The organism is Sphingobacterium chuzhouense, assembly GCF_014692525.1.
GTDB lineage: Bacteria > Bacteroidota > Bacteroidia > Sphingobacteriales > Sphingobacteriaceae > Sphingobacterium > Sphingobacterium chuzhouense.
In genome coordinates this window covers 1,190,901-1,206,506 of record NZ_JACNYL010000001.1, presented here as the reverse complement: position 1 = coordinate 1,206,506, position 15,606 = coordinate 1,190,901, and the positions used below count along the sequence as shown (strand labels likewise).

At 41.7% G+C, this 15,606-nt stretch carries 10 protein-coding genes; 7 read left to right on the top strand and 3 right to left on the bottom strand.

The window, feature by feature from the left end; translation table 11 throughout:
• The first annotated feature begins 1 nt into the window (after position 1).
• On the top strand, positions 2-799 hold the full coding sequence (locus H8B21_RS04615) for a TPM domain-containing protein (RefSeq protein ID WP_223814829.1): 798 nt from the start codon (positions 2-4) through the stop codon (positions 797-799).
• 60 nt (positions 800-859) lie between these two features.
• Positions 860-1,999 carry a TlpA disulfide reductase family protein gene (locus H8B21_RS04610; RefSeq protein ID WP_190312589.1) on the top strand — a complete coding sequence of 380 codons (1,140 nt, stop codon included), beginning with the start codon at positions 860-862 and terminating at the stop codon, positions 1,997-1,999.
• Positions 2,000-2,047: 48 nt separating this feature from the next.
• Here the strand turns inward: H8B21_RS04610 and pgi are convergent, their stop codons facing one another.
• The gene (pgi, locus tag H8B21_RS04605) at positions 2,048-3,694 is read right to left on the bottom strand and encodes a glucose-6-phosphate isomerase (protein WP_190312588.1); all 1,647 of its coding nucleotides are present in this window, start codon (positions 3,692-3,694) and stop codon (positions 2,048-2,050) included.
• A gap of 69 nt (positions 3,695-3,763) precedes the next feature.
• Here pgi and prfB point away from each other — a divergent pair.
• A protein-coding gene (gene prfB, locus H8B21_RS04600) for a peptide chain release factor 2 (protein WP_190312587.1) occupies positions 3,764-4,841 on the top strand; the annotation gives its coding sequence in 2 pieces (ribosomal slippage) (positions 3,764-3,823 and positions 3,825-4,841; 1,077 coding nt in all).
• A gap of 26 nt (positions 4,842-4,867) precedes the next feature.
• Here prfB and dcd read toward each other — a convergent pair.
• Positions 4,868-5,404, bottom strand: coding sequence for a dCTP deaminase (dcd, locus tag H8B21_RS04595; RefSeq protein WP_190312586.1), 537 nt, complete (start codon positions 5,402-5,404; stop codon positions 4,868-4,870).
• 11 nt (positions 5,405-5,415) lie between these two features.
• Entirely contained in the window at positions 5,416-6,378 is a 963-nt protein-coding gene (locus H8B21_RS04590) for an isopenicillin N synthase family dioxygenase (RefSeq protein WP_190312585.1), read from the bottom strand.
• A gap of 95 nt (positions 6,379-6,473) precedes the next feature.
• On the opposite strand from H8B21_RS04590, the gene H8B21_RS04585 reads away from it, so the two are divergent.
• From H8B21_RS04585 to H8B21_RS04570, 4 genes are all read left to right on the top strand, one after another.
• The gene (locus H8B21_RS04585) at positions 6,474-6,920 is read left to right on the top strand and encodes an acyl-CoA thioesterase (RefSeq protein ID WP_190312584.1); all 447 of its coding nucleotides are present in this window, start codon (positions 6,474-6,476) and stop codon (positions 6,918-6,920) included.
• Positions 6,921-6,949: 29 nt separating this feature from the next.
• Complete coding sequence (locus H8B21_RS04580; RefSeq protein WP_223814828.1) at positions 6,950-8,035, top strand: beta-ketoacyl synthase N-terminal-like domain-containing protein; 1,086 nt, start codon at positions 6,950-6,952, stop codon at positions 8,033-8,035.
• A 306-nt stretch (positions 8,036-8,341) separates the two neighbouring features.
• Positions 8,342-12,307: a hybrid sensor histidine kinase/response regulator transcription factor gene (locus H8B21_RS04575; RefSeq protein ID WP_190312582.1), complete on the top strand. Its 3,966-nt coding sequence runs from the start codon at positions 8,342-8,344 to the stop codon at positions 12,305-12,307.
• Between the two features lie 163 nt (positions 12,308-12,470).
• A complete protein-coding gene (locus tag H8B21_RS04570; protein WP_190312581.1) occupies positions 12,471-15,602 on the top strand; it encodes a SusC/RagA family TonB-linked outer membrane protein in 3,132 nt (1,043 codons plus the stop codon).
• Positions 15,603-15,606: the final 4 nt, after the last annotated feature.

The following is a 15,606-nucleotide window of genomic DNA, read 5'->3' as shown; positions in this document are numbered from 1 at the left end:
GATGCAAATATATATATTAGTTAAGCCGACCGTTAAATGGATTGGGAGTATATTTTTTGTGCTTTTAGGTTCATTTTTTTCACTTTATGCACAGAATCTACCAGAGGCTCCGAACCATTTGGTTACAGACTATACGGGTACGTTGAGCCGTACCGAAATACAGACATTGGAGCAAAAATTATTGGCATTTGAAGATTCAACATCAACGCAGGTTGCGGTCGTATTGATTCGGACCACAGATGGTTATGATGTTGCGGATTATGCCGTGCGGTTAGGCCAAAAGTGGGGTGTCGGAGGTAAAAAATACAACAATGGGGTCATTTTATTAGCTGCTTTGGAAGACCGAACAGTTACTATCCAAACAGGTTACGGTATGGAAGGCGCTTTGCCCGATATCATAGCCCATCGGATTATCCAAAATGAAATAAGACCGAATTTTAGTAGGCAGCAATATTATCAGGGACTTGATGCGGCAACAAATGCAATTATTGCGTATACGAAAGGTGAATATAAAGCTGATCCTCGGGATCGTCGAGAAAAGGGCGATGGTGTACCTGTTGTCCTAATCGTTGTTATCGTAATCGTTATCATATCCTTGTTTTCTAGAGGTGGTGGCGGCGGCCGCGGCGGCCGTGTGATGACAGGTAGAGGAGCTTCGGATGTGTTTTGGTGGACATTGCTTAGCGGTATGGGAAGAAGTGGCGGAGGCGGGAGCGGCGGCTTCGGCGGAGGTGGAGGTGGTTTCGGAGGCTTTGGTGGTGGCGGCTTTGGCGGTGGCGGAGCTAGTGGGCGTTGGTAACAATTCTTATACGTTGTAACAAATGGGGTCTATTCACGTTATCATAGGATGAACATAAGCATGAGAAAAGGATTATTAACGATTTTAGGGGTCGTTCCCTTATTGGTATTCTCGCAAGAGGATTTTACCTTAAAAGGAAAAATAAAAGGAATACAGAACGGAGCAAAAGTATTTTTCCAATATAGAGATAATGGAGAGACTATTTTAGACTCCGTGACGATTAAAAATAATAAATTCAAATATCAAGGATCGGTATCACAACCTACGCCCACAACGCTAATTTTATCAAGCACTGGGCAGACCATGTCAGAATTGCTTAAAAGCGAGGAGCGTCCACCTGTTAATTCCGTTTATTTATCTAAAGGTGTAATTAAGTTTGAAGGTAAAGATTTCCTAACGGCTACGGCAAAAGGAAACGCAATCAATAAAGATTATACGAAATATAAGAAATTGTCGGACGAGATTTATGCGAATTTCGCAGCTTTAGATGCTGAGTATGAAGCTGCTTCAGATGAACAAAAGCAAGACGAAGCTTTTCTGCAAGAGTTGGAGACGAAAGCAGAAGGCTTTTATGAAAAGCAGAGAACCCTTACCGAAGAGTTTGTAAATGCTAACCCCAATAGTTATATATCGTTAGCTGTTTTGGAAGAGTTAGCTTCCGCTGAAAATATAATCAGCTTTGTAAAACCTGCATATGAGCGGATGTCCAACAGCTTAAAGTCGACAGATCTAGGGAAGAAGTTGGAAAAGAAAATAGCGGATACGCAAAAACTTGCCGTTGGAGCTGTCGCACCGGATTTTACGCTACCCGATACCCTCGGTAGTGAACTTTCCCTTTCTTCTTTAAGAGGTAAGTACGTATTAGTGGATTTCTGGGCCAGCTGGTGCGGCCCTTGTCGGCGCGAAAATCCAACAGTGGTGGCAGCTTTTGAGAAATTTAAAGATAAAGATTTTACTGTTTTAGGTGTGTCTTTCGATCGTCCGGGAAAAAAAGAAGATTGGATGAGAGCCATAAATGACGATAAACTGGAACAATGGCCACATGTTTCCGATCTGCAATATTGGAATTCACCAGTTGTGAAACTGTATGCTATACAGAGTATTCCCCAAAATTACTTACTTGATCCCGAAGGAAAAATTATCGCTTCGAATCTACGAGGTCCTGCATTGGAGAAAAAACTGGAAGAGGTGTTGAATTAATAAGCAAATAGGGGCGAATGCAATTCGCCCCTATTTGTTTGACGTTGTTTACCGCCAAGCTTTATATTGATTGATTAAGCCATTTGTTGACGCATCGTGCGCACTTACCGGTTCTTCATTTTCCAACTCGGGAAGAATCTTATTTGCTAATTGTTTGCCTAACTCCACACCCCATTGGTCAAAACTGAATATATTCCAGATGACACCTTGAACAAAAATCTTGTGTTCATAAAGGGCTATCAAACATCCTAGTGTATATGGTGTGATCTTCTTAATAAGGAATGAGTTGGTAGGGCGGTTGCCCTCAAATACCTTGAAATTTTTCAATGCCGCGATTTCCTTTTCCGTTTTGCCGGCATTTTGTAGCTCACTTATCACTTCTTCTTCCGTCTTTCCGTTCATGAGAGCCTCGGTTTGAGCGAAATAGTTAGATAGCAGTAATTGGTGGTGGTTTCCGATGGGATTATGTGAGACAGCTGGTGCAATAAAATCACATGGAATTAATTTCGTACCCTGATGAATGAGTTGATAGAACGCATGTTGTCCGTTCGTTCCAGGTTCTCCCCAGATAATCGGCCCCGTTTGGTAATCTACCCGATTACTGTTCCTATCAACATATTTCCCGTTGCTCTCCATATCCCCTTGTTGGAAATAAGCAGCAAAGCGGTGCATATATTGATCATACGGCAAAATGGCGTGGCTTTCAGCATCAAAGAAATTGTTGTACCAAATACCCAATAAAGCAAGTATAACAGGAATATTCTGTTCAAACTCTGTTTCTTTAAAGTGTACATCTGCCGTATATGCACCTTCAAGAAGCTTCTCGAAATTATCATAACCTATACCCAAGGCGATAGATAACCCGATGGCTGACCACAAAGAATACCGACCGCCTACCCAGTCCCAAAATTCAAACATATTCTTGGTATCGATACCAAAGGCGGCTACACCTTGTTCATTTGTACTCAATGCTGCAAAATGTTTGGCAACATCCGCTTCTTCCGCGCCTGCTTTCAAGAACCAATCTTTTGCAGATTGGGCATTTGCCATCGTTTCCTGTGTCGTAAAAGTTTTGGAGGCAATAAGAAATAACGTTGTTTCGGGGTTTAGTCCTTTTAACGTTTCCGCAATATGTGTACCGTCCACATTGGATACAAAATGCATATCCAGCCGCGTTTTGTATGCTTTCAAAGCTTCCGTCACCATTACGGGACCCAAATCTGAACCGCCGATGCCGATATTGACCACATCCGTTATTTCTTTGCCTGTATAACCTTTCCATTCCCCAGAAAGGATTCGATTGGTGAAGTCTTTCATTTGAGCCTGTACTGCTTTTACTTTGGGCATAACGTCTTCCCCGTCAACTACTACAGGATTCGTGGATTGGTTGCGTAGTGCAGTGTGCAATACTTGCCGCCCTTCCGTTTGGTTGATCTTCTCTGCGGAGAACATGGCATCGATAGCTTCTCCCAGCTGGCATTCTTTTGCCAGTTGTATTAGAAGTGCTAGGGTCTCATCATCTATCCTGTTCTTTGAAAAGTCCAATAGGATATCCTCTAATTGTAACGAGAATTTCTCGAAGCGTTTCGGATCTTCGGCAAATAATTGCTTTAAGGATTTCTCGTTAATAGAGATATAATGGTCTGCTAAATATTTGTACGCTTGTGTCGTTGTAAAATCTACGTTTGGAAACATATATGTAATAGTTTGTTTTTTATCGAAACCAAAGATAGCTTTTTTTGTCTTTTTATTTTACTTTTGAGCATGACCAAGGAACAAATTCAAGACTTGAGGGATAGAGTAACTTCCCTAAGGAGGCATCTTTGACATCGATGTGAAGAAATCAGAGATAACAGAAAAAACAGAAATCACGCTACGTCCGGATTTTTGGGATGACCCTAAGGCTGCAGAGAAAGTGTTACAGGAAATTAAAGGGTTGAAACTATGGACTGAGCATTTTGACGAAGTGGCTGCTGCGGTGGATGATGTCGGTGTTATGTACGAGTTTTTTCAATCCGGCGATGCAAGCGAGCAAGACGCAAATGAACAATATGAATTGGCTCTTTCGGAAGTAGAGGAGTTGGAGTTTAAAAACATGCTGAGTTCTGAAGAAGACCAACTTGACGCTATCTTGCAGATTACGGCAGGAGCGGGGGGGACCGAATCTTGCGACTGGGCTTCCATGTTGATGCGGATGTATATCATGTGGGGTGAAAAGCACGGATGCAAGGTAGTGGAACAGGATTATCAGGAAGGCGATGTAGCTGGCATCAAAACCGTGACATTACAATTTTCCGGAAATTTTGCTTACGGCTATTTGAAAGGAGAAAATGGTGTACATCGTCTGGTTCGGATCTCACCATTTGATTCCAACGCAAAACGACATACGTCTTTTGCTTCAGTATATGTTTATCCATTGGTGGATGATAACATCGAAATAGAAGTTAAAGACGCGGATATCGAATGGGATACTTTTCGTTCTGGTGGTGCAGGAGGTCAAAACGTGAACAAGGTCGAGACGGCTGTCCGCCTACACCATAAGCCGACGGGTATTATCATTAAGAACCAAGAGTCGCGCTCACAGCTCCAAAATAAAGAAAATGCGCTGCGCTTATTGAAATCTCAACTTTATGAGATAGAGATGCGTAAACGACAAGAAGCAACCGCAGCAATCGAAGGTTCCAAGAAAAAGATAGAATGGGGTTCGCAGATTCGTAATTACGTGTTGCATCCCTATAAATTGATCAAGGACCTACGAACAAATGTAGAAACATCCAATACACAAGCCGTGCTGGATGGCGAACTCGATGAGTTTTTGAAAGCTTATTTAATGGAATTTTAATAGAGAAGTTAAATGCGACTTCTCTATTAAAATGCATTTTTCCACATCATGCTCTCTACAGGGCGGATTGTCTTGTTGTTGTATTTGGCGTTTCCCTTTGTATTATAAAAGGTTTCGATGTCACCATCTACAACGAAATAAATTAGCTGTCCCACAGGCATGCCGGCGTAAACCCGTACAGGCTGTGCTACGGAGATTTCCAACGTCCATGTATTGCAGAAGCCGACATCTCCTTTACCAGCAGTTGCATGGATGTCGATCCCCAAACGACCGGTACTGGACTTCCCTTCCAGAAAAGGAACATGTCCGTGTGTTTCTGTATATTCTAACGTAACGCCCAGATAGAGCTTGCCTGGCTGGAGAATAAATCCTTCTTCCGGTATTTCGAAATGTGCTATTTCGTTGTGTTTTTTTGCATCTAATACGCCGTCTTTATAGGTGGCGAGATACTTGCCCAAATGGACATCGTAAGAGTTCGTTCCCAGACATTTTCGGTCAAATGGTTCGATAACGATGCTGCCGTTATCTATTTCTTCTAGAATTCTTTTATCTGATAATATCATTGTTTTTTTTATTACATTTTCAACCCAATCTCACGCAATCGTTCGTCCAGATACTGTCCCGCGGTATAATCCTTATACGTTTTCGGATAATCTTCGGAAATACAAGAATCCAAACAGGCTAGGCTCATGGACGCTTTTGGATGTAAGAAGAACGGCACGGAATACCGTGATGTTTTCATGAGTTCTCGCGGTGGGTTTACCACGCGGTGGGTGGTAGATTTGAGTTTATTGTTCGTTAACCGTTGCAACATATCACCAACGTTCACCACAATATCCTCTCCTTTAGCTTTGATGGGGAACCATTCGCCGTCTTTTGTCCACACTTCCAAACCATCAGCGCTCGCTCCGATAAGTAGGGTAATGAGATTAATATCTTCATGAGCGCCGGCTCGAACAGCATCAGCTGGGATAGCGTCCGGATTTTCAATAGGAAAATAATGGATAGCCCGGAGAATGGAGTTGCCGTTGATAACAAACTTTTCAAAATAGTCTTCTTCTAAATCTAAATAGGAGGCAATGGCTTTAAGTAGTTCACGTCCGGCATCTTCTAATTTTTTGTATACTTCCCCAGTCACTTCGTTGAATCTAGGTAGTTCTTCAACAATAATGTTATCGGGAAAATCGGTTTTAGAATAGTCTTCGCCCACGATAGTTTGCCCACGTTGCCAAAATTCCTTTAAATCAGGCGTATGGGCATCTTTTGCTCTCTCTTTCCCTTTGGCGGTATACCCACGCTGTCCGGCTAATTCCGGAAATTCATACTTCCGTTTGACCGCCTCTGGAAGATCAAAAAAAGCTTTTACAACAGCATAGAGTTCATCAATGAGTCCTTGGCTCAACCCATGGTTTGAAATGGTTACAAAACCGGTTTCGTTAAATGCTTTTCCTATATCTTGTACGAACTGTTTACGCTCTTCCGCACGACCTTGCGTATATTGAAGCAAATCCAATCGAGGGATATTTACTAATGCCATGGTGTTTTTTGTGGTAAAGATAAGAAAATTATACCTTTGCTTTACAGAAATGACTGTTTTAGAGCCGATACTTATTTTGACAGCCCATTAGTTATATGATAAAAAGAAGAGAACAATTTTATGAGGAATCGGGGCTGACAGAATCGGTGACCATTCCCGTGCGCTTTAGCGAGGTGGACTCACTAGGTATCGTATGGCACGGGCATTATATTCTATATTTCGAACAAGGGAGGGAAGCTTTTGGTAAAACCTATGGCATCGATTATATGACCGTTCAAAAAGCGGGATATACGACACCTATTGTAAAATCTACCTGCGAACATAAACTACCGCTACGCTACGGAGACATCGCACGTGTCGTGACCGCATACGTAGATACGCCCGCCGCGAAAATGATTTTCCGATTTAAGATTTATAATAGGAGAGACCAGCTGGTCTGCCAAGGGGAAACAGTACAGGTATTCTTGGATAAAGCACAAAACCTCGTGTTGAACATTCCAGATTTTGTGTTGGAATGGAAACGCAAGGTAGGTTTGTTATAATGGTTTTTGATCCGATATACATAGACGACATGAATTGTGCCACCCCGTTGGGTGTGGATTGGCAATCAAACTGGACGCAGTTACTGTGCGGAATCAGCGGTGTCGTGCGGAATGATGTCGGCCGGATAGAAAATATCTATACATCGGTATTTGCAACCGAGGAAACCCTAGCGCTGTTAATACCTGAGGAAGATAGTACTTTATTGGAACGCATGTTGTTTACGGCGGCGAAACCGGTTGTAGAGAGACATGTACCTACCTCACGTACGGCGCTGATCTTATCCACCACCAAGGGTAATGTGTCGTTTTTAGAGGAGGGGAAAACGACAGATGCGCAACTCACGGTGCTAGCCAAGAAAATGGCAGAGGTGCTGGGATTCCAGACACAGCCTATTATTGTATCGCAAGCCTGCGTATCGGGCTTATTGGCTTTATCGGTTGCCAAACGTCTGGTACAGATCGGTCAGTACGACGATGCCTTAGTTTTGGCAGGAGATGTAGTCAGTGAATTTGTGGTGTCCGGTTTTCAGGCATTCCAGGTCATGAGCCCATTTCCTTGTAAACCTTTTGACAGAGATCGTGCAGGGGTGTCCTTAGGCGAAGCGGCTGCCTGTGTATATGTTTCTAAAGAAAAAGGGGAGTTTAAGATCTTAGGAGAAGCAGCCATAAACGATGCAAATCATATTTCTGGGCCGTCGCGAACGGGAGAGGGGCTTGTGCAAAGTGTGTTGCATGCTGGACAGGAAGCAGCCATCGACATAAAAGATATCGATTTTATCTCGGCACATGGAACGGCAACGCTATACAACGATGAGATGGAGGCTGTTGCCTTTCATCGGTTAGGGTTACAGGATATTCCCGTCCATAGCCTGAAAGGTTATTACGGGCATACATTGGGTGCATCTGGCTTATTGGAGACGGTCATTGCCCTGCAATCTATGCGGTCGGGCACACTCATTCCGACTGAAGGTTTTAAAACGTTGGGCGTGTCACAACCGCTGAACATTATCGAGGAAATAACCCATCGACCATTAAACCGTTTCTTGAAAACAGCTTCTGGTTTCGGGGGTAGCAATGCCGCGATGATTATAGAAAAAACAACGGCTACCCAATAAGTGTAGCAAATCATCCAAATCTTCACCAAAGAACACCAGGTCAACGAAACATTCGTTGTAGTTCTCGAAGATGGTGCGAAATTGCGGAAAAGCAATATCAGCTCTGACCGTCCTTTTAGCTCACAGAGTATAAGATCGTGGATTTCAAATTGGATATATAATTTCAATATTTTTTTGACTTAACCACATTTCACTTCAATGTACGGATACTGATGTTTATAGCACACAGAAACGATTGAATTCATTTGCATTTAATTGTTGAACTTCCTACTTTAGATTAATAATAACCTTTTATATCTCATCCATATGTGGAGAATCTACTTATCTATATCGATACTTTTTATAAGTATAAAGTTAAGTGCGCAACAGACACTCCGTACAATAAATGATAAGGATTTATCCTCCCAACAAGTATTTAAAATAGCCCAGGATAAGAAAGGCTTTGTTTGGTTTTCAGATAGATATGGAGTAAATAGATATGATGGTTACCAAGTTAAACATTATGAAATCCCTTTAGTTTCAAACAATGTTCCTGCACGATATATAAAAGTCGTCACCAATCAACGAAAGGAAGTATACGCCTATAACAGCAATGGAGATGTCCTTGCTTATAACACCAATAGTGATCGTTTTCGCTTAGTGAAAAATTTAGGGCTGTATGTACGTACGGCTATGGTAGATAACAATGGAAAAGTTTGGTTTGGCAGCCATGACGTTATCGGTGAACTCCGACCAGATACGACGATTGTGCTACACAAGTCCCCATTGTTACACGAATGCCTTGTGAAGGAAATTATTGATTATTCCCCACAGGAGAAAATCATCATAGCAGATTATGCCATATTATGGTTTGATACGACCAACGGTAGGATGTTTCCATTCCTTTCAGATAAGCAGTATAACGATTTGAAAAATATACAAATCGAAACAGCGTATCTGACGGAAGATAAAAAGACGCTGTGGCTAGGAACGGTGGGAAAAGGGGTGTTAGTGTATGATGTAAATAGTAAAGTCTTAAAAAACCATGTATCCCTAAATGCGTCGACTATGGTGTCCGCAATACAGACTATGGGGAGCAGCACGATGATTGTCGGTACAGACGGTAGTGGGATATTTTTAATAGATAGCCACTCTTTTAAGTTAAAGCACCAATTAACATCTTATGGAAAAGGTGAAGAACATTTACGAGGAGATGCGGTTTATGATATCTTCAAAGATAAAGAGCAGCGCATGTGGGTGGCGACAAATAATGGAATTACGCGTATGGAGGGATCGTTGGATGGTATATCGGTCTCATCTAAGGAAAATGATAAAACAGGGATTTTGCGGAATGATTTTGTGACAAAGATGATGGAAGATACAGAGCGGAATTTCTGGATAGGTACGAATGCCGGGCTTTCGTATCGCAATGAGAGAACCAAAGCGATCAAACATCTACTTCCATCGATTTATATACTTAGTTTGTACGAAGACAGCCGGGGGATGATATGGGCCGGTACGTTTGGTGCGGGAGTTTATCAATTTAATAAACAAGGGAACTTGATAAAGCGCTATTCTCGAAGCTCAAATACCCAAACCTCTTTATCGACAGATTTTGTTTATGGCATTGAGGAAGATACTATGGGCAATATGTGGTTTGCCGGTAAAAAAGGAGAAGCAAGCCGATTGGATAGAAAAACGGATTTATTTACGCCTATTCCACTTAATCAGACGAACAGCTTAATAAAAACACGAAGCGGCAATTTGCTAGCCGCCACTGAATTTGGACTATTTGAAGTAAATGTGTTGTCATTGCAGGTGGCGGAACATGAACTGAATAAAAAGCTTCGGAGTAAGTATATCTGTGATATCTATCAAGAAAGTGACAAAGCATTATGGCTGGCGACATATGGAGGAGGACTGGTACGATATGATTTAAACACAAAAGAAACGATCTCCGTCTTAACCGATGAATCCACCAGACAGGAAATTATTTTTAGCATCGTAGCCGATAAAAAGGGAGATTATCTATGGCTTGCAGGAATAGATAGAATTAGTTCGGTGAATATGAAAACACTTGCAGTGAAGAATTATCCCAAGAAGTTATTAGCATTAGATCTAAACTTCCTGCAAGCATCTCAAGTGCTAAATCATGCTGGCTTATTGTTTTTTGGAGGTACGAAAGGGTTTGTTCAAATCGATCCCGAGAAGATGATTACGCCAAGACCATCCGATAAAATTGTATTTCTGAATTTTAATCTCTTCAATAAGGTCGTCGAGTCCGGAATGCCGGGTAGCCCATTGGAAGTTCCGTTGGACGAGCTTAAAGATATTTCTTTAGAACATAGCCAACACTCTTTCGGATTATCGTTTACTACAATCAACTTTAGTCAATCTGTCGAACGAAGGTTTATGTGGAAGTTGGAGGGATTTGATGAGGATTGGATCGCTCCAGGTACTGAAAATATGGTGAACTATACAAATCTAAACCCAGGCAACTATAAATTCCATCTCAGAGCATTGGGCAACGATAATGAGATTTTAGATGAACGAACCATCCCTATAAGGATACATCCCGCTATATATAAAACAACATTCGCTTACGTGTTTTATATCTTGTTAATAGCAGGAGCAGTGTATTGGCTATTAAGACAAATAAGAATCCGGGCATATCTAAAAAGCTCACTGGCTTTCGAAAAAAAGGAAAAAGAAAGAACGGAGGAACTGGCAAAATCAAAACTGGATTTCTTTACCGCGGTATCGCATGAAATCCGTACGCCGATATCACTTATTATCGGACAAGTAGAACAATTGATGAAGTCTGGTAATATTCATACACAAACGCAGAATAGGGTTCAAAAAATATATCGCAATGCGCTGAATTTGGGGAGTTTGATAAATGAACTATTGGATTTCAGAAAGCAGGACGAAGGACAGCTTTCGCTTTCTTTAGAAACGGTTAATATGACGGAGCTAATCCAGGAGGTATACCTGGCATTTGAAAATAAGGCACAGCATAAAAAAATTGATTTTCGGGTATCGCTGCCGGAAGACAAACCAGTCTTTCTCGTGCTTGATAGATTGCAAATGAATAAGGTACTCAATAATCTATTATCCAATGCGTTTAAGGCAACACAGAGCGGAGGCCGTATTAAAATTACATTGGAGGAATTAACCGATGATGTTATCTTGACCATTCGTGATACCGGTAGGGGAATACCGACAGATAAGCTAGCACATTTATTTCAGCCTTTTTACCAAATTGAGCCGAATGCAGTGGGAAGTACCGGTATCGGGCTGGCAATTACGAAGAATATTGTTGAATTGCATGGTGGCCGTATAGAGGTCGTATCTGAAGAAGGAATAGGGACGACGTTCCAGGTGAATCTGAAGAAAACAAATGTAATATCCGAAGAAAGTGCTATATCCCAAATTTATGAACAAGAGGTGTATTCAGGAGCGGACTTACAATGGATTGACGAACATGAAGGGATAACGGACCCGGAACAAAAGCCGGGACGTCCAACTATTTTACTTGTAGAAGATAATGAAGAATTGTTGGCTTTCGTTCGCGAAATCCTTATGCCTTTGTTCAATGTGATTGTCGCCACAGATGGACTGCAAGGGTTTGAAAAGGCTACGGTCGCACAGCCCGATATAATTATCAGTGATGTCATGATGCCCAACCTTTCGGGAACAGAATTATGTGCAAAGCTGAAAAATAATTTTGACACATCTCACATCCCCATTATACTGCTCACAGCTCGGGCTGCGGTAGAACATCAATTAGAAGGGCTACGGGTAGGCGCAGACGATTATGTCGTTAAGCCATTTCACAGCGAGCTTCTAATCCAGCGATGCAACAACTTGATAAATAGCAGAAACCTGTTAAAAAAGCGATTTTTTAAAGAACCCGATTCCGATAGCAAAGAACTGGTGGGTACTTCTGAGGTTGACCGTGCCTTTTTAGAAAAGGCTACCGCTATCGTGGAAAGTAGGTTAGAATCGGAGCTGGATATTGGAATTCTGGCACAGGAACTAGGGCTTAGTCGTTCTTCCTTGTTCAGTAAATTGAAGGGAATTACCGGTTTAACTCCCAATGTATTTATTTCTACCATTAGGCTAAAGAAGGCGGCATTTCTACTCCTTCATTCTCCCGAGCTAAATATTGGAGAGGTTGCCTATACCATGGGTTTCAGTAGCCCTCGCTATTTTAATAAATGCTTCCGAGAGCAGTTTGGGTGTTCTCCACAGGAATATCGTAAAAAACACGCGCATACGAACCATAGATAGATTTGTTGGACGTTTTTATCACCTATTTTGGACGATATTATCCAAACGAATTAGATACATACCTCTACTTTTGTATGTATCCAATCGAGCGAGTTGCTTGCCTGGTCGAGCTAATACCAACATAAATAAACTTATATAACATTCTTTAATATTTTGAGAAAGTATGCAAGTAACTAATCATGTATCAAGCTATAAAAGCTTATTTTTTTTGGGTGCTTTACTGTGTTTCTGTGCAATCCCTTCAGAAATACAGGCACAAGTACTCAAGGGGCGTGTTTCAAACACGGAAAATGATCCCATAAGTGGGGCGACACTACTTTTAAAAGGGGCCGTCTTGCGGGCGACTACCGATAACCAAGGCATCTTTTCGTTGGATTTAAGCGGACAGTCAAAGGAAGGAACATTGGTCGTTTCATCCGTGGGATATAAACAGAAAGAAGTACTCGTCCCCAGTCAGTCTATTTTGAATATTGTTCTAGAGCGTGACCTGGTCAATATTGACGAGGTGGTCGTAATAGGCTATGGCACCGTAGCAAAAAGAGACTTGACGGGATCGGTGGACAAAGCCGATATCAAAGAAATGCAGAAAGCGCCTGTCGTTGGGTTTGATCAAAGTCTGGCAGGACGAGTCGCAGGTGTGAATGTTGTCTCTTCCGAGGGGAGGCCAGGTGCGGAAGCAGACATTATTATCCGTGGGGCTAATTCGTTGACACAAAACAATAATCCGCTTTATGTAATTGATGGTTTTCCGGTTGAAGGATCGATTAGTAACGCCATAGATCCGAAGGATATCGAGTCTATCGAAGTTTTGAAAGATGCGTCAGCGACAGCGATATACGGTGCCAGAGGAGCTAATGGTGTTGTCATCGTCACAACAAAGAAAGGGACTGGAGATAAGGCTAGCATCACTTACGATGGCTTTTTTGGTACACAATCCATCCTAAAGAAAATGGAACTTATGGATGGCTATGAGTTTGTGAAGCTGCAAGGTGAAGTATTTGGTCCGGAGACGATGGAAAAATATTACTTTTTTGATGGACGTACATTGGAAGATTATCGTGGAACAGGGAAAGACTTTCAAGATGATATGTTTCGAAATGCGTTAATGCAGAAACACGGTCTATCTATTATGGCTGGGCAAGGCGCCACAAAATATGATCTTTCCTTTTCTTATACTGGGCAGGACGGTGTCGTCATTCATACCGACTTTGACCGTATACAAGGACGCTTTTCCCTTGATCAAGATATCCGCAAATGGCTTAAGGTAGGTGCAAAAGTAAATTACAATAGGAGCAGATACATGGGAGCTTTTCTTTCCGAAGGTACCGGTACTTACAATCTCATCCAAAATACGTGGGGCTATCGTCCTGTTACAGGGTCAAGTGATTTTGATTTGGAAAACGATTTATTCGATCCTATTCTCAATTCCAATGATAATTATCGGATAAATCCTATCATAGCTGTAAAAAACGAACATAACGAAAATATATATCGATTTTTTATGAGCAATGCCTATGTCGATATCTCCATCTGGAAGAACTTAAAGTATCGAAGTATTGTAGGGTATACAAAAAACGACACACGAAACGATATCTTCAACAATTCTCAAAGTAGAAGTGGCAATCCATTGACAACGACACTGGGTGTAAATGCCGGACAAACGTATGGAGAGCGGTCTAACTGGCTCACTGAAAACACACTGACTTTCAAGCAGAAAACAGGAAGGCACAGCTATGACGCGATGGTGGGGTTTTCGATGCAAAACGAAAATATATTGTATACCAATACCAGAATGCAACAGATACCGTACGAGTCCTTAGGGATGAGCGGAATGGATCAAGGTGACTTTTATTCTATGAATTCTTATCGTAACGAATGGACATTGATGTCGTTCTATGGACGAGCTAATTACAACTATGATGGCAAGTATTATTTTACAGGCACCATGCGAGGGGATGGCTCGTCAAAATTTTCACCGCAAAACCGCTGGGGTTATTTTCCTTCCGCAGCGTTGATGTGGCGCGTTAGTAAAGAGCGTTTTATGAAAGACCTTCGGTTTATCAACGACGCGAAAATCCGGGTAAGCTGGGGCGCTACTGGAAATAATAGAGTGGGGGAATACGCTTCTCTTCCTCAAATAACTGCGAATAGAACAGATCGATATTATTTTGGCAATCAATTGACCATTGGCACAGCAAAGACCGTTATGGGAAATCCAGAATTAAAATGGGAAAGTACGTATATGAGTAATATTGGACTGGATGTAAATATGTTCGATTCGCGGATAGGATTTACTGCCGAAGTGTACAATAAGCGAACAAAAGATCTTTTACTGGAAGCGCAATTACCCGGATCCTCTGGTTATCTCACCTCTTTCAAGAATATCGGAGAAGTGGAAAATAGAGGCTTGGAGCTGACCTTGAACACGATCAATATCAAAAAACCAAGTTTTACCTGGTCTTCTAGTTTTAATATTTCATTCAATCGCAATAAAGTCATTTCACTTACCGAAAATCAGCAAACGTTAGCTACTTCGGTCTGGTGGGAATACAATCGGGATAGTCAGCCTGCCTATATAGCACGGATAGGAGAACCTGTAGGCTTAATGTTCGGATTTGTATACGAAGGAACATATAAACCAGAGGAATTTACGCAAACTGGGGCCAATTACTATCTGAAAGATAATATCGCCTACCCGGGATCAAGAGCGAATGTACGACCAGGAGACATGAAATATGCAGATTTAAATGGAGACGGTGTTATTGACGGAAACGATCGAACGGTTATTGGCAATGGCTTTCCAACTCATTTAGGAGGCTTCAATAATACATTTACCTACAGGAATTTCGATTTAAGTATATTCTTCCAGTGGAGTTATGGAAATGATATTTTAAATGCCAATACATATATGTTCAATCGGTATTATATGCCGAACTCCAATATGTTCGCGTCCTATAGTGAAAGATGGACACCGGAAAATCCGATGAGTGAGATTCCACGTGTCAATGAGGGTTCCGGAAGCTATTATTCCTCCTATGGCATAGAAGATGGTTCGTATATCCGACTCAAAACCTTGTCTGTGGGTTATAACATACCTGCCAACGTATTCCGAAATTCCTTTGTTAACGGTATAAAAATGTATGTGGCAGCACAGAACCTATGGACGTGGACGAATTATACGGGAATGGATCCGGAAGTATCTACGAGACCCGGAGCTTTGACGCCAGGGTTTGACTATTCAGCCTATCCCAGAGCCCGTACGATCACATTTGGTATTAATATGAACTTAAAATAAGGAC

Bases quoted from the DNA above. Each gene is read 5' to 3' on its own strand.
- H8B21_RS04615 (WP_223814829.1), top strand. From the start codon at position 2: ATGCAAATATATATATTAGTTAAGCCGACCGTTAAATGGATTGGGAGT.
- H8B21_RS04610 (WP_190312589.1), top strand. From the start codon at position 860: ATGAGAAAAGGATTATTAACGATTTTAGGGGTCGTTCCCTTATTGGTA.
- pgi (WP_190312588.1), bottom strand. From the start codon at position 3,694: ATGTTTCCAAACGTAGATTTTACAACGACACAAGCGTACAAATATTTA.
- dcd (WP_190312586.1), bottom strand. From the start codon at position 5,404: ATGATATTATCAGATAAAAGAATTCTAGAAGAAATAGATAACGGCAGC.
- H8B21_RS04590 (WP_190312585.1), bottom strand. From the start codon at position 6,378: ATGGCATTAGTAAATATCCCTCGATTGGATTTGCTTCAATATACGCAA.
- H8B21_RS04585 (WP_190312584.1), top strand. From the start codon at position 6,474: ATGATAAAAAGAAGAGAACAATTTTATGAGGAATCGGGGCTGACAGAA.
- H8B21_RS04580 (WP_223814828.1), top strand. From the start codon at position 6,950: ATGAATTGTGCCACCCCGTTGGGTGTGGATTGGCAATCAAACTGGACG.
- H8B21_RS04575 (WP_190312582.1), top strand. From the start codon at position 8,342: ATGTGGAGAATCTACTTATCTATATCGATACTTTTTATAAGTATAAAG.
- H8B21_RS04570 (WP_190312581.1), top strand. From the start codon at position 12,471: ATGCAAGTAACTAATCATGTATCAAGCTATAAAAGCTTATTTTTTTTG.